General features: G+C 69.7%; 15 protein-coding genes and 1 pseudogene. 6 read left to right on the forward strand and 10 right to left on the reverse strand.

What is annotated here, in order from left to right:
• Positions 1–49 precede the first annotated feature (49 nt).
• From AB0M87_RS28085 to AB0M87_RS28095, 3 genes are all read left to right on the forward strand, one after another.
• Positions 50–1,984, forward strand: a complete 1,935-nt coding sequence (locus AB0M87_RS28085) for a hypothetical protein (RefSeq protein WP_365857840.1) — start codon at positions 50–52, stop codon at positions 1,982–1,984.
• 220 nt (positions 1,985–2,204) lie between these two features.
• Positions 2,205–5,498: a GH92 family glycosyl hydrolase gene (locus tag AB0M87_RS28090; protein ID WP_365857843.1), complete on the forward strand. Its 3,294-nt coding sequence runs from the start codon at positions 2,205–2,207 to the stop codon at positions 5,496–5,498.
• A gap of 325 nt (positions 5,499–5,823) precedes the next feature.
• Positions 5,824–6,591, forward strand: a complete 768-nt coding sequence (locus AB0M87_RS28095) for an alpha/beta hydrolase (RefSeq protein WP_365857755.1) — start codon at positions 5,824–5,826, stop codon at positions 6,589–6,591.
• Here AB0M87_RS28095 and AB0M87_RS28100 read toward each other — a convergent pair.
• Positions 6,575–6,817, reverse strand: a complete 243-nt coding sequence (locus AB0M87_RS28100) for a hypothetical protein (RefSeq protein ID WP_365857757.1) — start codon at positions 6,815–6,817, stop codon at positions 6,575–6,577. The two genes, AB0M87_RS28095 and AB0M87_RS28100, sit on opposite strands and share 17 nt — an antisense overlap.
• A 14-nt stretch (positions 6,818–6,831) precedes the next feature.
• Complete coding sequence (locus tag AB0M87_RS28105; protein ID WP_365857759.1) at positions 6,832–7,140, reverse strand: SDR family oxidoreductase; 309 nt, start codon at positions 7,138–7,140, stop codon at positions 6,832–6,834.
• On the opposite strand from AB0M87_RS28105, the pseudogene AB0M87_RS28110 reads away from it, so the two are divergent.
• Both AB0M87_RS28110 and AB0M87_RS28115 read left to right on the forward strand, forming a co-directional pair.
• Positions 7,100–7,204: pseudogene (locus AB0M87_RS28110) on the forward strand (transcriptional regulator); the annotation flags it as partial. The gene AB0M87_RS28105 and the pseudogene AB0M87_RS28110 overlap by 41 nt on opposite strands.
• Positions 7,205–7,344: 140 nt before the next feature.
• Positions 7,345–8,064 carry a TetR/AcrR family transcriptional regulator gene (locus AB0M87_RS28115; RefSeq protein WP_365857761.1) on the forward strand — a complete coding sequence of 240 codons (720 nt, stop codon included), beginning with the start codon at positions 7,345–7,347 and terminating at the stop codon, positions 8,062–8,064.
• Between the two features lie 19 nt (positions 8,065–8,083).
• Here AB0M87_RS28115 and AB0M87_RS28120 read toward each other — a convergent pair whose 3' ends face one another.
• Both AB0M87_RS28120 and AB0M87_RS28125 read right to left on the reverse strand, forming a co-directional pair.
• Entirely contained in the window at positions 8,084–8,773 is a 690-nt protein-coding gene (locus tag AB0M87_RS28120) for a DUF4230 domain-containing protein (RefSeq protein ID WP_365857763.1), read from the reverse strand.
• Between the two features lie 59 nt (positions 8,774–8,832).
• Entirely contained in the window at positions 8,833–9,183 is a 351-nt protein-coding gene (locus tag AB0M87_RS28125; RefSeq protein ID WP_365857765.1) for an isomerase, read from the reverse strand.
• Positions 9,184–9,233: 50 nt separating this feature from the next.
• On the opposite strand from AB0M87_RS28125, the gene AB0M87_RS28130 reads away from it, so the two are divergent.
• Positions 9,234–9,743: a GNAT family N-acetyltransferase gene (locus tag AB0M87_RS28130; RefSeq protein ID WP_365857767.1), complete on the forward strand. Its 510-nt coding sequence runs from the start codon at positions 9,234–9,236 to the stop codon at positions 9,741–9,743.
• A gap of 4 nt (positions 9,744–9,747) precedes the next feature.
• Here AB0M87_RS28130 and pulA read toward each other — a convergent pair whose 3' ends face one another.
• The 6 genes from pulA to AB0M87_RS28160 all read right to left on the reverse strand — a co-directional run bounded on the left by pulA (position 9,748) and on the right by AB0M87_RS28160 (position 21,539).
• The gene (gene pulA / locus AB0M87_RS28135; RefSeq protein ID WP_365857845.1) at positions 9,748–15,066 is read right to left on the reverse strand and encodes a pullulanase-type alpha-1,6-glucosidase; all 5,319 of its coding nucleotides are present in this window, start codon (positions 15,064–15,066) and stop codon (positions 9,748–9,750) included.
• Between the two features lie 390 nt (positions 15,067–15,456).
• Entirely contained in the window at positions 15,457–16,479 is a 1,023-nt protein-coding gene (locus tag AB0M87_RS28140) for a LacI family DNA-binding transcriptional regulator (RefSeq protein WP_365857769.1), read from the reverse strand.
• Entirely contained in the window at positions 16,476–18,128 is a 1,653-nt protein-coding gene (locus tag AB0M87_RS28145; protein WP_365857771.1) for a glycoside hydrolase family 13 protein, read from the reverse strand. Before AB0M87_RS28145 ends, AB0M87_RS28140 begins: the two co-directional genes overlap by 4 nt.
• A gap of 62 nt (positions 18,129–18,190) precedes the next feature.
• On the reverse strand, positions 18,191–19,102 hold the full coding sequence (locus AB0M87_RS28150) for a carbohydrate ABC transporter permease (RefSeq protein WP_365857847.1): 912 nt from the start codon (positions 19,100–19,102) through the stop codon (positions 18,191–18,193).
• Between the two features lie 35 nt (positions 19,103–19,137).
• Complete coding sequence (locus AB0M87_RS28155; protein WP_365857849.1) at positions 19,138–20,139, reverse strand: sugar ABC transporter permease; 1,002 nt, start codon at positions 20,137–20,139, stop codon at positions 19,138–19,140.
• 128 nt (positions 20,140–20,267) lie between these two features.
• Positions 20,268–21,539, reverse strand: coding sequence for an extracellular solute-binding protein (locus tag AB0M87_RS28160; RefSeq protein WP_365857773.1), 1,272 nt, complete (start codon positions 21,537–21,539; stop codon positions 20,268–20,270).
• Between the last annotated feature and the right edge of the window lie 282 nt (positions 21,540–21,821).

The raw sequence follows: 21,821 nt of genomic DNA on the forward strand, positions 1-21,821 counted from the left end.
ACCCGACCCCGTACCGGCCTGGCGGTGACCATCCACCGGCTCACTCGTTCTGCTGGGCGTGCAGCCACAGGATGTCGCCCCGAGCCCGGTGCCGGAAACCGCCCCCGTCGATGCCGAGCAGGCCGAGGCCGCGCTCGTCGAGCACTACCCCCGGTTCGTCCGGCTGGCGTATCTCGTCCTGCCGCCCGCGCTCGGCCGCCACCGCAGGGTGCTGACCGCGCACGCGCTGGCGCAGCGTTCGCTGCCGACCGGACGCCGGGCCGAGGAGGACGCCCTGCCGTCGCCGCGCCGGGGCGACAGCTGCGACGACGGTTACGCCTATGTGCGCGGCCGGGTACTCAGGGCGGCCCTGGTGGCCGCGCGGCCGCGCCGGTGGGCCCGCCGGCCCCGGCGCCTACAGCTGCCGCCGCTGCTGCCCCAGGTATGGGGGCTGCAGCTCTACCCGCACTGCGGTGGCGCCGACGAACTCGCCCTGGACCAGCGGCTCGCCGCTCTCTCCGGCCCGGCCCGCGCCGCCTATGTGCTGCGCGGCCTGGAGCAGCTCGACGATCCGACGATCCTGCGGGTGCTCGACGAAGCACGGGTCGAAGACCCCGAAGCGGCGCTCGACGAGGCGGACACCGCTCTCGCCCAGTACGAACTGCTGGAATCCGCCGAGTTCGACCCCTGCTCGCTGCTGGCCAGGCCCACCGATCTGGTCCGGCGCCGCTGGCGGGGCCGGGCAGCGCTGGCCGCGACGGTCGCGGCGCTGGTCTGCGGCACGATGCTGGCTCTGCCGGACGGCGGCTGGGGCGCCGACGGGGCCGCCGCACCACCGTACGCCCGGAACGCCGCCGCCGAGCAGGCGCTGAAACCCGACAAGCTGCTGCGGATCGCGCCGGCCGACTGGAAGACCTCGGCCCGCACCGACTTCTCCGTGTGGCCGGCCCGCGGCAACCACGCCCACGACTCGGCGCTGCTGCGCCGCGCCCTCGCCGTCTGGGCGAGGCCCGGCGCAGGCGTCCAGGTCTCCACCACCCCGGGCACCCCGGCAGGACCGCCGATGGGCGCCGCGCAACTGCTGTACGCGGGCACCGTCGACCAGGCTTTTGTGGTGCTGCTCTACGACGGCTTGCGGGTGGTGCGGTATGCCGAGCCGAAGAAGGGCCACGGGGACCCGGCGCTGGACTTCGCACGGGCGGACAACGCGGACGAGGCCGGTGCCGACGCCGTGGTGCTCGGGCGCACCGACGGCAACGTCCGCTACCTGACGGCTCCCTGGGTGCAGAAGGCAGCCGTACGTGACCTGCTCGCCCCGGCAGCCGGGGCGGTGGCGCTGCACCGCAGCGCGGACGGGGTCACGGACCCGGTACCGAGCCCCGCGCTGGCCCGTACCTGCACCTCCTGGGAAACCGTCGAGCTGCGCGACTCCACCGCGACCCGGATGCTGACCGACCTGGGCGAACTGACCCCGGCCCGGCTGACCTCGGGGCCGCCCGCAGATCCGCACGACGTCTCCACCGCCGCCGACCGGGCCGCCTGGCAGCACACCGCCTGTCTGCTGCCCACGGTGCGCTCGCACGGCGTGCGCACCGTGAACTCCTGGCAGTTCGCCACGCAGCAGCTGCCCGAGTCCAACGGCACCGCGCGCTGGCTGTGCACCCGCGCCGACACCTGGCGGGGCACCGGGAGCCGGGTACTCGCCCAGTTCCAGCCGCCCGGCGCCAAGGCGGCCATGCCGGGCGCGGTGGCGGCCCGCGCGGAGAACACGGCCGCCTGCGGGGAGCGCGAGCCGCAGGTGCTGGCGGGTGTGCTGTGGAAGTCGCGTGGCGGCCACTGGTTCGTACTGGCGGCGGGCAGCCCGCAGTTCGCCTCGCTGGCCACCACGGGCGGGGTGACCGGCAGCGCAGCGGGCCATCTGCTCGCCGTACCCGCCGAGCAGGGCGCCCAGGCGCAGCTGAACGGGCGGCTCGCGGACGGCACCGAGGTCGGCGCCCTGCGCTGAAAGGCCGTCCGGCGGACGGGGATGCACGGAATCCTTGACACTTCCGTGCCCACGGGAGAGCATCCACACGTCGTTGACAACGTTGTCGGGTCGTCCCTTCCCAGTGCTTCCCGCCGCGTTGACCGTCCGTCACACCCGAAGGGCAGGAACGGTGTCAGACACGCTCAACCGTCGGCCGCGCACCGGGCTCAGAGCGCTCGGATCCGTCGCAGTGACCGCCATGGCCGCCCTGGGGATGACGGCCACCGCCGTCCCCGCGTCGGCCGCGCCCACCCCTGGCAATCCCCAGGGCGCCGTGCAGGATCCGGCGTCCTACGTCCACCCGCTGATCGGATCGGCGAACGCCGGCAACACCTACCCGGGCGCCGTGCAGCCGTTCGGGATGCTGGCCTGGAGCCCGCAGAACTCCCGTGGCAAACAGGTCTCCACGCCCGCGCCGGGCGGCTACCAGTACGACGCGACGAAGATCCGCGGCTTCAGCCTCACCCACCTCAACGGTGTCGGGTGCTCGGGCGCCAACGGCGACATACCGATCATGCCGTATGTCGGCGATGTCGATTCCTCGCCCACCGCGGACACCACCGACGCCAAGTACGCCAGCACCTTCTCGAACAGCAACGAGACGGCCTCGCCCGGCTACTACAAGGTCGGCCTGGACAGCGGCGCGTCCGCCGCGCTCACCACCACCGCCCGCACCGGCTCGGGGCAGTTCGGCTTTCCCGCGGACAAACCGGCCAGCATGCTCTTCCGTACGTCCAACTCGGAGAGCGGCAGCTCCGACGCCACCGTCAAGGTCGACGCCGCCGCCCGGACGGTCACCGGTTCGGTCAGCGCCGGCAACTTCTGCGGCCCGCAGAGCGCGAACAACCGCAAGGACCTGTACACGCTCTACTTCACCGCCCACTTCGACACACCGTTCGCCAAGGTCGGCACCTGGACCGACGGCAGCGTGCAGCCCGGCTCCACAGCGGCCACCGGTGGTACGGGGTACAGCTCGTCCGGCAATCCGGTGGCGGGCAAGGGCTCCGGCGCCTACGTGACCTTCGCCGACGGCACCAGCGAGGTACAGGCGAAGGTGGCCGTCTCCTACGTCAGCCCGCAGAACGCCGAGGCCAACCTGCGCGCCGAGAACGCCCCCCGCAAGAGCTTCGACTCGGTCAAGTCGCAGGCCACCAGGACCTGGAACCGCGAGCTCAAGAAGATCGGCGTGAGCGGCGGCACCGACGCCCAGCGCTCCACCTTCTACACCGCGCTCTACCACTCCATGCTGGAGCCCACCCTGACCAGCGACGTCGACGGCCGCTACCTGGGCGCCGACCGGAAGCCGCACAAGCTGGCCAAGGGGCAGAAGGCGCAGTACGGCACCTTCTCCGGCTGGGACCAGTACCGGGCTCAGGTGCAGCTGATGACGCTGCTCAATCCCCGGGCGGGCAGCGACTACGCCCAGTCCCTCTACAACTACGCCGGCCAGCGCGGCGGCGAGTGGGACCGCTGGCTGCTGGAGAACGGCAAGACCAGCGTGATGTCCGGCGACCCGTCGGACGTCGCACTCGCCGGCATCTACGCCTTCGGCGGCCATGACTTCGACGCCAAGGGCGCACTGAAGTCCCTGGTGAAGGCGGCCACCGTACCGACCGCGAACGACTCCGACAGCGCCGGCTGCAACGTCGAGTGCGTGGGCCAGCGCCCGGCGCTCGACAAGTACCTCGACCTCGGTTACGTACCGTCGGACAGCTGCCACTGCTGGGGTGGCGCCGCCGAGACGCTGGAGGACGCGGCGGCCGACTACGGCATCTCCGAACTCTCGGCCCACCTCGGTGATCACTCCGACCAGAAGGCGTTCCTGGACCGCTCGGGCAACTGGACCAACGTCTTCGACGCCAATGCCACCCCACAGGGTGGCTACATCCGCGACCGCAAGTCCGACGGCACCTGGGCCGGCACCTTCACGCCGGGCACCGGCAGCGGCTTCGTCGAGGGCACCAGCGCGCGCTACACCTGGATGGTGTACTCCGACGTTGCCGGGCTCGCCAGCGCGATGGGCGGCAAGGACGCGGCGGTGCAGCGGCTGGACGCCTTCTTCCGTACGCCGGACGGGAAGTTCGACTTCTCCGCCAAGGACGCCACCCGCTACGACCCGACCAACGAGCCCGACATCAACACGCCTTACCTGTACGACTACCTGGGCGCCCCGTACAAGACGCAGCAGACGGTCCGCGCGGAGATGGACCAGCTGTGGACCGACGCCCCCGGCGGCATCCCCGGCAATGACGACGCCGGCACCATGTCGTCCTGGTACGTCTTCTCGGCGTTGGGCATGTACCCGCAGAACCCGAGCCGCGCCGATCTGACACTCTCCGCGCCGCTCTTCCCGCACGCCGTCATCCACACCGGACACGGTCGGACCATCAAGGTCAACGCCCCGGCCGCCTCGGCGGACAACACGTACATCCAGAGCCTGCGCACCAACGGCAAGAGGTCCGACAAGCCCTGGGTCCCCGCCTCCTTCGTCACCCGCGGCGGCACCCTGGACTACACCCTCGGCGACAAGCCGGACACCTCCTGGGGCAGTGCGGCCGCCGATGCCCCGCCGTCCTTCCCGGGCGGCGGCCTGAAGTACTTCACCGGCGCCACCCCGGAGCAGCTGAAGGTCGAGCCGGGCGCCACCGGAGCGAAGACCACCGTCAAGGTGCAGACGCTCGAGGACAAGGCGACCACGGTGCACTGGAAGGCCACCCCGCCGGCCGGTGTCACGGTCACCCCCACCGAGGGTGACTTCACCGTGCCGGGCGGTGGCTCGGCGAGCGCCGCACTCACCGTCTCGGCGACAGCGGGCTCCCCGGAGGGCTACTACACCGTTCCGATCACCCTGTCGTCCTCCACCGGCAGCACGCTCCCCAAGACGTCCGTCGCGGTGACCGTCGCCACCAAGAACGGCATGCTGTGGAACCGCAACAGCACCGGCATCTCCACCGATGACACGAATCCGCAGGCCAACTTCGACGGCGAGGGCTGGAGTTACTCCGCCAAGGCACTGGCCGCAGCCGGCGCCACACCAGGCGGTACGGTCTCGGCCAACGGCTTCGACTTCACCTGGCCGAAGGTGACCGCGGGCGCCCCGGACAACATCGAGGTGGCCGGCACCGCGCCCCAGGTCCTCACCGTCCCCTCGTCCCCGGACGCCACCAAGCTCAGCTTCCTGGGCAGCGCGGCCGAAGGAAAGGCAACCGGCGCGGTGACGCTGACCTACACGGACGGCACGACGCAGCAGGCCGATGTCGGCTTCAGCGACTGGACGCTGGGCGGCGGCTCCCAGCAGCCGTCGTTCGGCAACACGATCGCCGTCCACACCCCCTACCGCGACGTCCAGGGCGGCGGCGCCGACCCGGTGGGCACGGAGATCTTCGCCACCGCGCCGATCACCCTCCAGGCGGGCAAACAACTGGCGAGCGTGACCCTGCCGTCCAGCACGGACGGTGGCATCCTGCACATCTTCGCGGTGGCCACCGCCTGAGCCGGATTTCTGCCGACCCGCACAACCGGGCCGCCGCGACCGGGACACCGTCCCCGTCGCGGCGGCCCGCTGCTAAGCAGTCCGGCCCAGCCGTCCCTGGTCCCACCCAGGGGCCTGTCCGGAGTCGTAACGACGCGGCGGGGAAAAGGGTTGAGGGGTGATCACCGGGCTGGTAGCTTGCAGTCGACCGTGACACCGCCCGAGGAGGTGAGACCCATGAACGCTGTATCAACGTGGGTGCTCTCCCTTCCCATCACGGTCGGCGATTGACGTAGGTGTCGCCGGGAGCGCCTCGACAACAAGGCACTCCCGAAAGGCAACACGTATGCGCTCTCTGCAGTCCACCGCCGAGTCGTCGTCGAACGGCATGGTCGAACGCGACTTCATCGTGGACGGCGTCCCCGGCGTTCTCTGGTCGCCGGTTTCCGGCTCAGCCGATCACGCACCCCTGGTCCTGATGGCCCACGGTGGCGGCAACCACAAGAAGCATCCGGCGATGTCCGGCCGCGCCCGTCTCCTCGTGACCGGCTGCGGCTTCCACGTCGCCGTCATCGACGCGCCCGGTCACGGCGACCGGCCGCGCACGGCGCACGACGAGGCGGAAATCGCCGAGCTGTTCCGGGCTCGGGCGGCGGGCGAGCCGGAAGGCCCGATCGTCGTGCGCTACAACGCGCACCTGGCCGAACTCGCCGTGCCCGAGTACCAGGCGGCCCTGGACGCCCTCCAGGAGCTCCCGGAGATCGGTACCGGCGGGCCGGTCGGCTTCTGGGGCATCAACATGGGCACCGCGATCGGCATACCGTTCGTGGCGAACGAGGCCAGGATCACCGCTGCGGTTTTCGGCCAGCACTGGCCCGATGTCCTGGCCGAGAAGGCGAAACAGATCACCATCCCGATCGAGTTCGACCTGCAGTGGGACGACGAGCACATCTCGCGCGAGGAGGGTCTCGCGCTGTTCGACGCCTTCGCCTCAAAGGAGAAGTCGTTGCACGTGAACTCGGGCAAGCACAAGGAGCTGCCCCGGTTCGAGGCCGACAGCGCGCTCCGGTTCTTCGCCCGGCACTTCGGCCGGCCGATCACCTCGCCGGCCTGACGTACGCGGTCGCGGCGTCCGGCTCGCCGGCCGGACGCCGCGGCCGGCCCCGGGAATCGATGCGTTCCGCGGGGCCCAGGCGAGGAATCTGGTTGTTCGGTAGCACCGACATGCGGAGAAGGCTGACGCGAGCATGCAACCCGTCGGCAACCGGCGGGATGATCGCCTGTGGGAAGTAGATGTTGCCCACGGCCACGGCACAGGTCATGGCCAGGGCCAGGGTCATCCGACGGTTCGTCCTCAGTCCACCGGCCCGCCGGCGACGTAAATAACCTGGCCGGAGACGAATCCCGCCTCGCGGCTCACCAGGAAGGACGCCGTGTGTGCGACGTCCTCCGGTTCGCCGACCCGCCCGACCGGGATGGACTGCGCCGCGCTGCGCCGGCGGCGCCGATGCCGCGTGCTGCGCCGGTGACGATCGCTGTGCGCTGCTGAGGAGTTGTATGTGTCATGCGCTGAAGTCCACGGCACGGACGTGCCGTTGCCAATCGATGTAGCGTTGAGCTTAATGATCAGCTTTGTGCTCGGCGTCGAGGATCTCGCGGACACCCGGTTCGCTGTCTCGCCCCTGAACGAAACGGCGGTCAGCCTACGAGTGCTGCAGGACCCGGGTGCGGAGCCACCGCCTGCCCTACCGAGTAACCCAGGCGCCGTCCCTTCGTCCGGCCACCGCCTCCAGCGCTGACGTAAGGGGGGCAACTCGCTCCCCTACCGGGCGGGCGTCCGAACAGGCCCACTCGGTACGCTGTTCGTATGACGACCGGGGTGCGCCGCAGGATGGGTGTCGAGGAGCGCAGGCAGCAACTGATCGGCGTCGCGCTGGAACTGTTCGGGCACCGGGCCCCCGAAGATGTGTCGATCGACGAGATAGCTGCTGCGGCGGGCATTTCGCGGCCGTTGGTGTACCACTACTTCCCCGGCAAGCAGCACCTCTACGAGGCGGCGCTGCGCCGGGCCGCCGATGAGTTGGCCGCGCGGTTCGTCGAGCCGCGCGAAGGGCCGTTGGGGGCGCGGCTGCTGCGGGTGATGAAGCGGTACTTCGACTTCGTCGATGAGCACGGGGCGGGTTTCTCGGCGCTGATGCGTGGTGGTCCCGCGGTGGGGTCAACCGCGACCAACGCGATGATCGAGGAGGTCAGGAACGCCGCGTGCACACAGATCCTGGCGCATCTGAACGTCCAGGAGCCGCCCGAGCGGCTGCGGTTGGTGGTGCGGTCGTGGGTGTCGCTGGCCGAGTCGACGGCGTTGATCTGGCTGGACGGGCGCGGTATTCCCCGGGCCGAGCTGGAAGCGCAGTTGGTGAACGACTTCGCGGCGCTGGCCGCGGTGAGTGCGGCCTACGACGACGAGATGGCCGATGTGGTGCGGCGCGTGCTGTGCGAGGAGCCGCCGGACGGGCCGTTCGGGGATCTGGCGCGACGGCTCCTCGCGCTGGCGCCGACGCCGGCGGTTCCCGCTCAGCGGGGCGGCTGAGACCGAAGCGACCGGGCAATCAGCCGTAGACGACCGACACCTGCTTGAAGCCCAGGGAGTGCAGCAGGCCCTGGAGCATGCTGGTGGTGTTCTTCTCCGCGCGCCCGGCGAGTCCGCTGTCCTTGGCCGCTTCGGCGATGTGTTGCGCGGCGAGTTTCTGCACGGCGTGTTCGTTGTTCGGGTTGTCGGAGAAGAAGTCGCCGAGCCGGTCGAGCAGGCCGCGTTGCTTGGAGACGGCGTACGAGCGGTCCGCGTCGATCGCCGGTTTGCCCAGTACGGCATGCGGCAACCGGAGGGTGGCTGTGGTCCGGTCCTTGTTGACCGTGACGTTGCCCTGGGCCACCTTGCCGAGGTCCACGTACGAGCCGACGGTGCCGGCACCGACGTACAGCACCCGGGAGCCGCGGATCGCGTCCGGCAGGAACTTGGTGTCCTTCTCGAGGTCGACGACCACCTGGAAGTTCCCGGATGCGGCTTCGTAGCGGCTCATGTCCTGGATCGACTTCAGCAGCGCCGGTCCGGAGCGGTCTGTCGTCTTCTCGCCGAAGACGTCTCCGAGACCCGGCAGCAGGTCGAGCCTGCTGCCGGCGAAGAGCAGGGCCAGTACGGCTGCCAGGGCCACCGGCACCTTGATCCATAAGGACTGCCGGGGGCGCGTGCGCCCTCGCGTCAGCGGAGGTTCGGTCTGCGACGGATCGGTCTGCGTCATGAAGTCCGGATTCCCCCCGGGCTTCATGAACACTCCGGCGGCGCGGTCAGCGCTTGCGGTCAGCGCTTGCGGTAGGACACGTCCAGGTCGCGTACCTCCGCCGAGATGTGCAGCGGGCTGTCCGTCGGCTTCAGGTGCTGCTCCACGAGCCCGAGCACCGCCTCGGACAGCCGGGCCTTCGCCTCGTCCGTGCGGCCGGGCAGCAGGGCGACCCCGACGTGCACGATCGCGGCGTCCTGCTCCGCGCCGTCCCCGGCGACGAAGTCCTCGGCGGCGACGAAGCGGGTCTTGCAGGCGGGGATCTTGGCGGCGACCGTCTCGACCACCACGGGGTGCAGCGCCAGCGCGAAGCCCCGGCGGTCGAAGGTGTCCCGCAGGGACTCGGAGTACTCGACGGTGATCTGCGGCATGGCTGGCTCCTGGTCCCTGAAGGTGACTGTCAGTCCCCACCTTTACTGTGATGACCATGACCGCACAACTCACCTTCCGCATGGCGGACAGCGAAGACGCCGAGAAGCTGGCCGCGATGTACGACCGGGCGGCTCGCTGGATGCAGGGCAAAGACCTCGATCAGTGGAAGCCGGGCGAGAAGGACGCCGAGCACTTCCTGCTCCGGATGAAGGAGGGCGAGGTGTGGCTCGCCGAGGCGAGTGAGCACCTCGCCGGCGCGTACGAGCTGTGGTGGGACGACGAGGAGGCCTGGGGTGTGCAGCCGCCGGTCGCGGGTTATGTGCACCGGCTGATGGCCGACCGCGGGTACGCACCTCCCGGCACCGGCCGGATACTCCTCGCCCACGCCGAGCAGCGGATGGCCGCTGCCGGGCGTGGGCGGGCAAGGCTGGACTGTGCGCCTTGGCTGTGCGGGTACTACGAGGGTTCCGGATATCGGGTGGTGGGTGAGTTCCCCGACAAGGTCGCCAGGGACGGACGGAGGTACGTGGTGATCCTGCTGGAGAAATCCCTGGGCTGATTCGTCAGTGGGCCACCTTGAAGACGGCCACCGTGCGCGCCGGGACGGTGAACTTCCCGGTGGAGCGGGCGTACGAAGCGGACCGCACGGCGCGGTCCGCGCCGTGTGCCTGCACCGGGTGCAGGGCGTACGCCGTGCCCGCCAGGTCCGGCACCGTCTGGGACCGGGTGTCCGGGGTGGCGTTGAAGACCACCACCAGGTCGCCGAGTCGCATGGTGATCACGCCGGGGGTCTCGTCCTTGCCGGAGAGCGGGAAGGCGAGGACCGACTGGACCTGTCCGGCGGTGGCGAGGCTGAAGGCCGGTTCGGTGGTGCGGATCTTCAGCAGGTCCTGGTAGGCGGCGGAGGTCTCCGGCATGGTGGCGCAGCCGGCCGGTTTCACCGTGTCGAGCAGCGGCTTGGCGTACGGCCACTTGGCCTGGTTGTCGGCGGCCAGGGGCAGCCCGCGGCCGAAGCCGTTGCCGTCCCGGCAGTCCCAGTGGATGGCGTTGAACCAGTCGCCGCTGTCGAAGGAGTTGCGGTCCAGCGACTTGGAGCGCAGCAGATCCGTACCGGCCTGGGAGAGCGACGGTCCCTGGGCGAGTGCTGCCGTGGCCATGGCGAGCACCTGCATACGGGATCGGTCGGCGGCGCCGGTCGACTTGGGGAGTTTGAAGGTGAGCGCGTCGTAGAGGGATTCGTTGTCGTGGGCGTCGGCGTAGGAGAGCGCGTCGCCGGGGGCTGCCGCGTATCCGGCCGGGGCGCCGTTGTAGTCGATGTCCGAGCCCTTGACCTTCGCGCCGGATGAGTCGGTGAAGGTGTAGGCGGCGAGGTTGCCGGTGAGGCCGACCTTGATCAGGTCCTGGTAGTGCAGCAGTCGGGCCTTCTGTTCAGCGGGGGTGCCGTTGGCGGTCGAGCCGTTGGGGTCGGTGTAGAGGCCGGAGGCGAAGCCCTGGACGCCGGGGTCCTCGTCGAAGGGGCTGCCGCCGCGGATCGCGTCCCGTGAGCGGTCGGAGAAGGTGGCTATGCCGGTGCCGGCCATGTTCTTCTGGGTTGCCTGGACGAACCGGGCGTCGTCGGCGACCTCGCCGAAGTTCCAGCCCTCGCCGTACAGGATGATCTTCTTTCCGTCCACGCCGTCCTTGGCGAGGGTCAGCGCGTCGAGTGCCTTGCGGACGGCCAGGATGTTGGCCTTGGGGTGGTGGCCCATGAGGTCGAAGCGGAAGCCGTCGACCTTGTACTGCTTGGCCCAGGTGACGATCGAGTCGACGACCAGTTTGCCCATCATGGTGTTCTCGGGCGCGGTGTTCGCGCAGCAGGTGGAGGTCGCCACCGTGCCGTCGTCCAGGAGCCGCTGGTAGTAGCCGGGTACGATCTTGTCGAGGATGGACTTGTCGGCCTGGCCGCTGGCCACGGTGTGGTTGTAGACCACGTCCATGACGGTCCGCAGGCCGGCCCCGTTGATGCCCTGGACCATCTGCCGGAACTCGACGGTGCGGCGGGTGCCGTTGGGATCGCTGGCGTAGGAGCCTTCGGGAACCGTGTAGTGCAGCGGGTCGTAGCCCCAGTTGAAGGCGTCCTTGGCGGCGGCCTCGGCCACGCAGGCCTGCTGCGACTCGGAGTCGGGTGCGTACACCTTCAGGTCGCAGGTGGGTACCGACTGCTCGGACTTCTTCTCCGGGATGGTGCCGATGTCGAAGGCCGGTAGCAGGTGCACGTAGGAGGTGCCGGACGAGGCGAGCTGTGCCAGGTGCCGCATCCCGTCGGAGTTCTTGTCGGTGAAGGCCAGGTACTCGCCGGGGTGCTTGGACGTGGGGTCGGCGATCGAGAAGTCGCGGATCTGCAACTCCTGGATCTCGGCGTCCCGCAGCGGCACCGCGGCGGGCTTCTTCAGGGTGGACCAGCCCTTGGGTGCGAGCGTGGGGTCGCTGAGGTCGACGACCAGGCTGCGGGCCGAGTCGGTGGTCAGTGCGGTGGAGTAGGGGTCGGTGACCTTGTTGGTGACCAGCTTCTGCACGCTCGGCGCCCACACCGTGACGACGTAGCGGTACGGCTTCCCGGTCCAGCCGCGACTGCCGGTGACCGACCAGACCCCGCTTGCGGAGTTCCGCTTCATGCGGACGGTCCTGCCGTCGAGTTCGAGGGAGACCGAGTGGGCGGTCGGCGCCCAGACGGACAGGGTGGTCCTGCCGTGGTGGAAGACCGGGCCGAGGGATGCCTTGGCGGCGGCCGGGCTGTACAGGTCGTCGAGCACGCCCTGGGTCTGCACTCCGGTGGCGGAGAGCAGCGCACCGTTCGCGGCCCGCTGGGTGGCGATGAGCTGCCCCTTCAGCGATGCGCGGACCCTGTCCCGGTCCCGCTGGTCGACGGTGAACGCCGGGTAGTCCTTGAGGTGCGGGTATCTGGCCTTCTGCGCGTCGGTCAGCGCGGTGGGTTCGAGCCGCAGCCACTGGCCCTCGTCGGAGAGGGCGCCGTCGACGGTCCGGATGCCGCCGTCGGGTGCGTACACCAACTGCTCGCTGGTGGCGGCGGTCGCCTTCACCTTCCAGACCACGGTGTCGCGGTCGATCCACTGTGCCTCGGACTTGGTGAGGTCCAGGGTGGGCGCGGCGCCGGTCTGCGGCAGCAGGTACTTCTGCTGACCGCCGAGCAGCCACACCTCGTGGCCGTAGGTGGCCAGGTCCAGGGACTGGTCGGTGGGCAGGTCCTTCTCGTCGCCCTTGTGGATGATGTAGCTGAGCGCGGTGGCGCCGGGCACAAGCGGTACCTCGAAGGTCACGCCGGACGCGTCCTTTTTCACCGGCTGCAGCGGCTTGGACCAGTCGGTGGGGTCGGCGGCGCCGGTCCAGGTGTGCAGTCCCCAGCCGTCGTAGTTCCCGTCGGCGCGGTAGTAGTGCAGGACGGCCTTGGTCGTGTCCTGCGGCGGGTAGGCGCCGTCCGGAGCCGTGTCGCTCTGTCCGTCGGAGCCCTGGGCGATCCAGACCTCACCGGTCTTCGCCAGGTCGACGGAGCGCTGCGGTCCGTCCGCCGTGCCGTTCTTCTCGACGGTGTACGGAACGGAGTCGGCGCCCTCGGGGACCTTCACCCAGGCGAACGCGCCGTAGGCGTCGCGGCCGGTGAAGTCGGCGGCGCTGTCGCCGGACTTCAGCTGTACACCGTCGTAGTCCTGGTCGGTGCGCCGGTAGTGCACGACCGCGTAGTCGCGCTCGACGGCCACCGGTTTCGCGGGCGGCGGGGCCTGGCCCGCGGTGGTGGCCGCGAGTGCGCTCGCGGTGCGGCCCGCGCTGTCGATCACCACGGCCTTGTAGCGCAGGGCGGTTCCCGCGGTGACCTTGTCGTCCAGGTACTGGGTGACCTTGTACGGCGCGTGGTCCACGGAGCCGAGCGTCTGCCACTTGCCGATGCCGGTCTGGGCGGCGAAGACGACCCGGTTGAGCTGTCCGCCGGCCGGGTCCGCGCTGATCTCCACGGTGCCGGTGGCGCCGGCGGCCGGGGCCTTGAGGGTGAGCGAGGGTTTGGTGGCGGGCTTGGCGAGGGGCTTGGCCGCTTCGAGTACGAGGGAGGAGAGGGCGGGCACGGTGACCGTGATCTTCCGGTCGGCGCCGCTGTGGACGGTGCGTGAACCGCCGTACAGCACCCGGTAGTTCATGTCCGCCGAGCCGACCGGGACTTCCACGGTCCTGGCTGTGGTGGCGTTGTTCACCGCGACCAGGTCCTCGTCGAGCCGCTTGGCGTCGGTCCGCGAGAAGGCGTAGACGGAGTCCGCCGCGTACCGCTCGGTCTGCACGCCGTCGCGCAGGGCGGGGTGCTCCTTGGTGAGTTTCGACAGGGCGGAGATCTGCCGGTAGAGCGGATGCGTGGGGTCGTAGGCGTCGGAGGCCTGGGTCCGGTCGGTGCCCAGTTCGTCGTCGTCGAGGTAGTCGGCGGTCTTCGAGGCGAACATGGTCTGCCGGGCGTCCTTGTCGCCGCCGGCACCGGTGAAGCCCTGTTCGTCGCCGTAGTAGACGACCGGGTTGCCCCGGGAGAAGAACATCAGGTCGTTGGCCAGCTCGTCGCGCTTGAGCAACTCGGTGTCGTCGGCCTTGGGGTTGTCCTGGGCGATGAACGAGCCGATGCGCCCCATGTCGTGGTTGCCGAGGAAGGTCACCTGCTCGTAGGCGTTGGCCTTGTCCGTCGTGTACCGGTAGTCGTCGGCGAAGACCGACGCCAGCTTCGCAGCGGGCGCCCCCTGCGAGGCGTACTGCCGTGCCGCGTCCTGGAACGGGAAGTCGAGCGTCGCGTCGAGCCGTCCCCGGGTCACGTAGGGCGAGGTGACCGAGGTGTCCGACGAGTAGGTCTCGCCGAAGAGGAAGAAGTGGGGGCGGCCGTGCTTGGCCGCGTAGGCGTCGAGGGCGGTGGCCCACTGGGTCCAGAAGTCCAGGTCGACGTTCTTGACCGTGTCGATCCGGAAGCCGTCGATGTCGAAGTCGCGGACCCACTTCTCGTAGATCTGCTCCATGCCGTGGACCACCTCGGGCCGCTCGGTCCACAGATCGTCGAGGCCGGAGAAGTCGCCGTACTCGGCGCTCTCGCCGGCGAAGGTGGAATCACCCCGGTTGTGGTACATCGTGGGGTCGTTGAGCCAGGCGGGGACCTTCTGCTCGCCGGGCTGCTGCCCGACCGTGGGTGTGTACGGAAAGGAGCCCGCGTCGACCTTTCGCATGCCGGTGCGGTCGTCGAAGGGCCGCCCGTCCGTGTCCAGATACGGGTAGGCGCCCTTGGAGCGGTAGCCGTACTGCTGCTCGGCGTAATCGACGGTGTCGGCGGTGTGATTGGTGATGACGTCGAAGAAGACCTTCATGCCCTTGGCGTGGGCCGCCGAGATCAGCTTCGTCAGGTCCGCGTTGGTGCCGAAGTGCGGGTCGACCTGGGTGAAGTCGGTGATCCAGTACCCGTGATAGCCCGCCGAAGCTCCCCCAGTGCTGAACGCCTGGGAGGTACCCCCATTTCCGGTGCCCTGCACCGGGCGGTTCTTGAAGATCGGCGCCATCCAGATGGCGGTCGTCCCGAGCCCCTTGATGTAATCCAGCTTCTTGGTGAGCCCCTTGAGGTCTCCGCCCTGGTAGAAGCCCTTGTCGGTGGGGTCGTAGCCGGTCTGGAGCCGCGAGCCGGTGAGCCCTCCTTCGTCGTTGCCGGTGTCTCCGTTGGCGAATCGGTCCGGAATGACGAAGTAGAACTGCTCGCGCGTCGCGTCGTGCCGGGCCGGTACGGAGGCGAGCTTGGCGTCCGACGGCGGCGCGGGAGCCTTGGCGGCGGCCGCCGACGGTATGGCCGGCGCGAGCGCCGCGCAGAGCGCGAACGCCACGGCGGCTGCGATTCTTCGCAGGGACGGGCTCACGGAAGGGCTCTCCTCGGTAGGGCGGCCAGGTCCTGTCCGGTCGATCTTGTCGGATCAGCCCGGGGCGTCTGGTGCGGTGCAGTGGCGCGCCGGGGCCGGACTGAATTTACTTGCTGCAAGAATGTAAGGACCGTTGCGCAGCAGACCGTACGAGCAGCCGACCCACCGGTCAACCCTTTGTGCAGGGCCTGCCGGTTCCGGGCCGGAACAGCTTTCGCAAGTTATTGCAGAAAGGTGCGGTCGCAGGCTAGATTCGGCGCACGCAGAGAGGTCCCGGGGCCATCTCCCCGCCGGCCCGCCCTGGGCAGGCCCCGGGGCCTTCTGCTGCGTCGTGTCCCGATTCCGCGCGCCGGCCGGTCAGGCCACCCGGCGAGCCGTGGAGCCCCGCACCACCAGCTCCGGCTGGAAGACGAACTCGGTGCGCTGGACCGGGTTTCCGCCGATCTCCTCGAGCAGTGCGCCCACCGCAGCCGCCGCCATCGCCTGCACCGGCTGACGCACGGTGGTGAGCGGCGGGTTGGTGAAGGCGATGAGCTGCGAGTCGTCGAAGCCGACCACCGAGATGTCGTCGGGCACCTCGAGACCGCGTTCCCTGGCTGCCCGCACCACGCCGAGCGCCATCAGGTCGCTGCCGCAGACGATGCCGGTGCACCCCTGGTCGAAGAGCTCGCCGGCCGCCGCTTGGCCGCCCTCGACGTTGAACAGGGTGTGCCGGATGAGGACTTCGGCCTCCTCGCGGGGCTGGCCGAGATGGGCTGCCACCGCGTCGATGAAGCCCTCGCGTTTACGGCGGGTGGGTACGTACCGCGGCGGGCCGACCGCCAGGCCGATGCGGCGGTGGCCGAGATCGGCGAGGTGGCGCACCGCCATGTGGACCGCGGCGTGGTCGTCGGGTGACACGAAGGGGGCGCTGATCCGCTCGTTGTAGCCGTTGATCAGCACGAACGGCACCCCGCGCTCCGTCAGTCCGGCGTACCTGGCGGGGTCCGAAGCGGTGTCGGCGTGCAGTCCGGAGAGGAACACGATGCCGCCCACACCGCGCTCCACCAGTTGCTCGACGAGTTCGTCCTCGGTCGCGCCGCCCGGTATCTGGGTGCAGAGGACCGGCGTGTACCCCTGTCCTGCCAAACCCTGCTCGACGGCCTGCGCGAAGGCCGGGAAGATCGGGTTGGTGAGCTCCGGGGTGACCAGACCGATCAGGCCCGCGCTGCGCTGCCGCAGCCGGAGCGGGCGCTCGTAGCCCAGCACGTCGAGCGCCGCGAGCACCCGCTGGCGCGTGGTGTCCGCGACGCCCGGTTTGCCGTTGAGCACCCGGCTGACGGTGGCCTCGCTGACGGCGGCCTGGGCCGCGATGTGGGCGAGCCGGGGAGGCGCCGTCACACCGCCCACCAGACGGTGGTGTCCGGCGGGAGTACGAACTCCGCGCCGCCCGTCGTTACGTCGGCGCTGGCGAGCACGATCCGGCCGGATGCCGGGATGCGTACCGCCTCACCCGTCGTGTTGACCGTGCAGACGAAGCCGGGACGGTCGAAGGCGAGCACCCCCGCGGGCGTGCCGGACTGCCAGTCGACCCGGTCCCCCGCGCCCAGTCCGGGCAGCTCCCGGCGCAGCGCCAGCGCGCTGCGGTACAGCTCCAGGGTGGAGTCCGGGTCGCCGGTCTGCGCCTCGACGCTGAGACCCGACCAGCTGTCGGGCTGCGGGAGCCAGCTGCCGCCCGCTCCGAAGCCGTACGAGGATCCGGTGGTGGTCCAGGGGATCGGCACCCGGCAGCCGTCCCGGAAGCCGTCCTGGCCCGCGGCGCGGAAGAACGACGGGTCCTGGCGCACCTCGTCGGGGAGGTCGGTAACATCGGGCAGGCCGAGTTCCTCGCCCTGGTAGACGTACGCCGAGCCGGGCAGCGCCAGCATCAGCAGGGTGGCCGCGCGGGCGCGGCGCAGCCCGAGTTCGCGGTCGCCCGGCGTGCGGATCTGGGTGCCGCCGGGCGGGTTGGCGAAGCGGGTCGCGTGCCGGGTGACGTCGTGGTTGGAGAGCACCCAGGTGGCAGGGGCGCCGACCGGGCGCATCGCGGCCAGTGAGACGTCGATGACCTCGCGCAGCCGGTCGGCGTCCCAGGGGGTGCCCAGGTACTGGAAGTTGAAGGCCTGGTGGAGTTCGTCGGGGCGGACGTAGTTGGCGGTCCGCTCGACGGTCGGGGTCCAGGCTTCGGCGACGGCTATCCGTTCACCGGGGTACTCGTCGAGGATCCGGCGCCAGGAGCGGTAGATCTCGTGGACGCCGTCCTGGTCGAAGAAGGGCATGACATCGTTGCCGAGGAGCTTGAGTTGTTCGGTGCCGCCGATGTCGGGCAGTCCTGCCGCCTTGACCAGGCCGTGTGCCACATCGACCCGGAAGCCGTCGACGCCCATGTCGAGCCAGAACCGCAGGATGGAGCGGAACTCGTCGGCGACGGCCGGGTTCTCCCAGTTGAGGTCGGGCTGCTCGGGGGCGAAGAGGTGCAGGTACCAGGCCCCGTCCGGGGTGCGGGTCCAGGCAGGCCCGCCGAAGATGGACTCCCAGTCGTTGGGCGGGAGTTCGCCGTCCTCGCCCTTACCCTCGCGGAAGTGGTAGCGGTCGCGCAGCGGCGAGCCGGGGCCGTCCGCCAGGGCCCGCTTGAACCATTCGTACTGGTCCGACGAGTGGTTGGGCACCACGTCGGTGATGACCCGCAGGCCCAGCTCATGGGCGTCGCGGATCAGGGCGTCGGCGTCGAGCAGGGTGCCGAACATCGGGTCGATGGCCCGGTAGTCGGCGACGTCGTAACCGGCGTCGGCCTGCGGTGACGCGTAGAAGGGGGAGAGCCAGACGGCGTCGACGCCGAGGTCGCGCAGATACGGGAGCCGGCTGCGTACCCCTTCGAGGTCGCCCATGCCGTCACCGTTGGCATCGGCGAAGCTGCGCGGATAGACCTGGTAGATCACCGCGTCCCGCCACCATCCGGTGTGGGTGCCGGGCGTGGAGTGGCCGGTGGGAGCAGCGAGGTGCTGGGTCATGTCATCCCTTGGAGTACGGGGTGGGGGCAGATGAGTGGTGGTGCGTGCGGGTCGAGGGCGGGTCAGGACTTCGCGGCGCCGGCCGCCAGTCCGCTGACCAGGTGGCGCTGGACCAGGTAGAAGAAGACCGCCGCGGGCAGCGCGATGAGCACCGAGGTGGCCGCCATCAGGTTCCACTGGGTGTCGTGCTCGCTGATGTACGTCTGCAGGCCGACGGCCAGCGTGTACTTGTCCGAGCTGAGCATGAAGGTGGAGGCGAAGGCGACCTCGGCCCAGGCGGTCAGGAAGGTGTAGAAGGCGGCGACCGCGAGACCGGGCCTGGCCAGCGGAAGGATCAGCCGGTAGAAGGTGCCGAAGGGGGTGAGCCCGTCGACCCTGCCGGCCTCGTCGATCTCCATCGGGATGGTGTCGAAGTAGCCCTTGAGCAGCCAGGCGCAGTACGGCACGGCGGTGGTGCAGTAGGCCAGGATCAGCGCCCAGTAGGTGTCGAGCAGACCGAGGTTGGCGAGGATGTTGTAGAGCGGCACGATCAGGATCGCGATGGGGAACATCTGGGTGACCAGGAAGGTCCACATCAGCTGGCGGTGGCCGGGGAAGCGCATCCGGGACACCGCGTAGCCGGAGCTGGCCGCGATGAACACGCCGAGCACGGTGGTGCCGAGCGAGACGATCACGGAGTTGGCGAACCACTTGAGGAAGTCGGTGTGTTCGAGGACGAACGAGTAGTTCGACAGGCTCATCTTGCCCGCGATGGCGCCCGGGTGCAGGAAGTCGGTCTTGTCCGGGCCGAGCGAGATCCAGCCGATCCAGATCACCGGGAAGGCCGCGATGAAGCTGGCCAGGATCAGCCCGCCGTGCAGCAGGGCGGATGCGGCCCTGCTGCGCTCCCCGCGTGGCAGGGGCACGCGGCCGGTGCGGGCCTTCGGTGCGGCGGATGCCGGGGCGGCCGTGCGGCCGGCGGTGGTGACGCTCATCGGGGTGCCTGCCTTCTCGTCGTGGGTCGCTGCGTTCACCGGAGGACTGCCTGTTCGCCGCGGGCCTGCCAGCGACGGTAGAAGGTGGCGAACACGATGAGCAGGGAGAGGACGAGTACGCCGTAGGTCGCCGCGCCCGCGTAGTCGCGGGGGGTCTGGCCGAAGCCGAGCCGGTAGGCCCAGGTGATGAGGATCTGGGTGTCCTCGCCGCCGGTGGCACCGAACAGCAGGAAGATCACGTTGAACTGGTTGAACGTCCAGATGGTGCCGAGCAGGATCACCGTGGCGCTGACCGGCCGCAGGCCCGGCAGGGTGATGTGGCGGAAGCGCTGCCAGGGGGTGGCGCCGTCCATCTCGGCCGCCTCGTACAGCTCGGCGGGTACCGCCTGGAGGCCGCCGAGCAGCGACAGCATCATGAACGGCACACCGACCCAGGTGTTGACCCCGATGGCGGCGACGCGCTGCCAGGTGGTGTCGCTGAGCCAGCCCGGCTCGGGCAGATGCAGGGCCCCCAGCACGGTATTCAGGATGCCGCCGTCGTCGGCGAGGATCAGCCGCCAGGAGAAGACGGTGACGAAGGTGGGGACGGCCCACGGCAGGATGAGCAGAATCCGGTAGACGGTGCGGCCGCGCATCTTGCGGTTGAGCATCATGGCGAGCGAGAGCCCGATGCCGTAGTGCAGCGTCACGCAGGCCGCGGTCCAGAGGATCGTCCAGACGAAGTGCGGCCAGAACTGGCCGTCGGCGCCGGACAGGATCTCCTGGTAGTGCTGGAGCCCGACCCACTTGAACGAGTCGGGGATGTGGTTGACGCCGATGGTGCGCCCGACGTTCTCACTGGTGGCGTCCGTGAAGGTGAGGTAGATGCCGCGGATCAGCGGGATGAGCACCAGCGCGATGAGGACGAGTACGACCGGGGCCACCATGGCCCAGGCGTACCAATGCTTGTTGTACGACTTCTTGATCCGGCTGATCGGGCCGGACCGGCCCCGGCCGGCCCCGCCCTGAACGGACCCGCCCTGCACGGCGACGGTCATCTTGGACACCTTTTCGAGTCTGCTGCTCTGCTGCTTCTGCTTGCGCCGGCCGCGTGGTGGCGGCACTACGCGCCGGACGGCCCGCCCGCCCCCCGGTGCGGAACCGGGGCGGGCGGGCCGGTCGGCGGTCAGTCGGTGAAGTCCGGCAGGAGCTTCTTGTAGCTCTTGGCGGTGGCGTCCAGACCACTCTGCACGCCGGCCTTGCCCTGCAGGATCTTCGTGTAGTTGGTCAGCAGGTCGGCGTAGAGCGAGCTGTACTCGGGCAGCGCCGGGCGGGCCTTGCCGTCCTTGAGCAGCGCCTGGAACTCCGAGACGCCCGGCTCCTTCTGGACGGCCGGGGTGACGGCGTCCGAACGGGTCGGCAGCGTGCCGTTCTTGAGGGTGATCTCCGTCTGGGTGGCGGCGGAGGTCATGAAGCCGATGAACTTCTCGGAGGCCTTCAGGTGCTGGGCGTCCTGACCAGCGTAGGCGACCAGGTTGTGGCCGCCGAGCGGGGCGCCCGCCGTGCCGGTGGAGCCGGCCGGGACCGGGGCGATGCCCAGGTTCGCGGGGTCCTTGAAGGCCGCGCCCTTGTAGATGTTCGTCAGCTCCCAGGGGCCCTGGACGATCATCGCGACCTTGCCGTTGACGAAGGCGTCCTGCATGTTCGCGTACTTGTTGGCGGTCACGTCGAGCTTGTGCACGCCCGGCGCGTGAAGGAGGTCCTTGGCCTCGGTGACGGCCTTGACCGCGGGGTCGCTGTTGACCGTGATCTTCTTGGCGCCGGCGTCGACCATGTCGGTGCCCTCGCCGTACAGGAACGGCATCAGGTAGTACGAGTCGTCGTGCAGCCAGAAGCCCTCGGCGTCGGTCTTGGACTCGACGGCCTTGGCGACGGCCTTCACCTCGGCGAGGGTCGTCGGCGCCTTGTCATAGCCGGCCTTCTTCAGCAGGTCCTTGTTCCAGAGCAGCCCGAGGGTGTCGGTGACCAGCGGAACGCCGTACTGCTTGCCGTCGACCTGGGCCTGCTTCAGGAGCGTCGGGTCGATCCCGCCGGCGGACGCGACCGCGGGGGTGCTGTCCAGCGGAGCCAGGAACTGCGACTTCACAAAGCCCGGCGTCCAGCCGACGTCGGAGCGCATGACGTCAGGGGCGCCCTTGCTGCCGGCCGCGGTGGTGAACTTGTTCTGCGCCGTGTCGAACGGGACGTTGACGTAGGTGACCTTGATGTCCGGATTGGCCTTCTCGAACTTCTTGACGAGGGTTTTGTACGTCGGGCCTTCGTTCGTCGCGTTCGAGGTGTCCCACCAGGTGATGGTGACAGGTCCGTCCGACTTGCCGCTGCCGCTGTCGCCGCCGCAAGCCGTCGCCGCGAGCGCCAGGGTCGCTACCAGAGCGGTGGCCGCTATGCCACGTCGCATGTGAACTCCTTCAACAGGTGCCGCTCCATCACGGCGCCGGGTTGTCGAGGAACGTAACAAGGATGAAAGGAGACCGAAAGAGCTTGCGGTGATTTTCTGCAAGAAGCGCTCTTCGTTATCGCAGCGTGTCCGCACGGTTGCCGTACCGACCCTTGCCAACCTGGGCTCCGACCGCCAGGAAGTATCCCCGACGAGGCGGTAATGGGTACCGCAAGCTCTTGCAAGGCTGGTAATTTCGGTGCCAGCCAGCGTTGATCCCGTACGTGCATGCCTTCCGAAGGG

It is taken from the genome of Streptomyces sp. NPDC051320, from assembly GCF_040682175.1.
In the GTDB taxonomy this organism is placed as follows: domain Bacteria; phylum Actinomycetota; class Actinomycetes; order Streptomycetales; family Streptomycetaceae; genus Streptomyces.

What these genes read in the sequence shown, in the direction of transcription:
- AB0M87_RS28095 (WP_365857755.1), top strand. Translation starts at nt 5,824, where the DNA reads ATGCGCTCTCTGCAGTCCACCGCCGAGTCGTCGTCGAACGGCATGGTC.
- AB0M87_RS28115 (WP_365857761.1), top strand. Translation starts at nt 7,345, where the DNA reads ATGACGACCGGGGTGCGCCGCAGGATGGGTGTCGAGGAGCGCAGGCAG.
- AB0M87_RS28160 (WP_365857773.1), bottom strand. Translation starts at nt 21,539, where the DNA reads ATGCGACGTGGCATAGCGGCCACCGCTCTGGTAGCGACCCTGGCGCTC.
- AB0M87_RS28130 (WP_365857767.1), top strand. Translation starts at nt 9,234, where the DNA reads ATGACCATGACCGCACAACTCACCTTCCGCATGGCGGACAGCGAAGAC.
- AB0M87_RS28090 (WP_365857843.1), top strand. Translation starts at nt 2,205, where the DNA reads ATGGCCGCCCTGGGGATGACGGCCACCGCCGTCCCCGCGTCGGCCGCG.
- AB0M87_RS28100 (WP_365857757.1), bottom strand. Translation starts at nt 6,817, where the DNA reads ATGACCCTGGCCCTGGCCATGACCTGTGCCGTGGCCGTGGGCAACATC.
- AB0M87_RS28145 (WP_365857771.1), bottom strand. Translation starts at nt 18,128, where the DNA reads ATGACCCAGCACCTCGCTGCTCCCACCGGCCACTCCACGCCCGGCACC.
- AB0M87_RS28150 (WP_365857847.1), bottom strand. Translation starts at nt 19,102, where the DNA reads ATGAGCGTCACCACCGCCGGCCGCACGGCCGCCCCGGCATCCGCCGCA.
- AB0M87_RS28120 (WP_365857763.1), bottom strand. Translation starts at nt 8,773, where the DNA reads ATGACGCAGACCGATCCGTCGCAGACCGAACCTCCGCTGACGCGAGGG.
- AB0M87_RS28155 (WP_365857849.1), bottom strand. Translation starts at nt 20,139, where the DNA reads ATGACCGTCGCCGTGCAGGGCGGGTCCGTTCAGGGCGGGGCCGGCCGG.
- AB0M87_RS28125 (WP_365857765.1), bottom strand. Translation starts at nt 9,183, where the DNA reads ATGCCGCAGATCACCGTCGAGTACTCCGAGTCCCTGCGGGACACCTTC.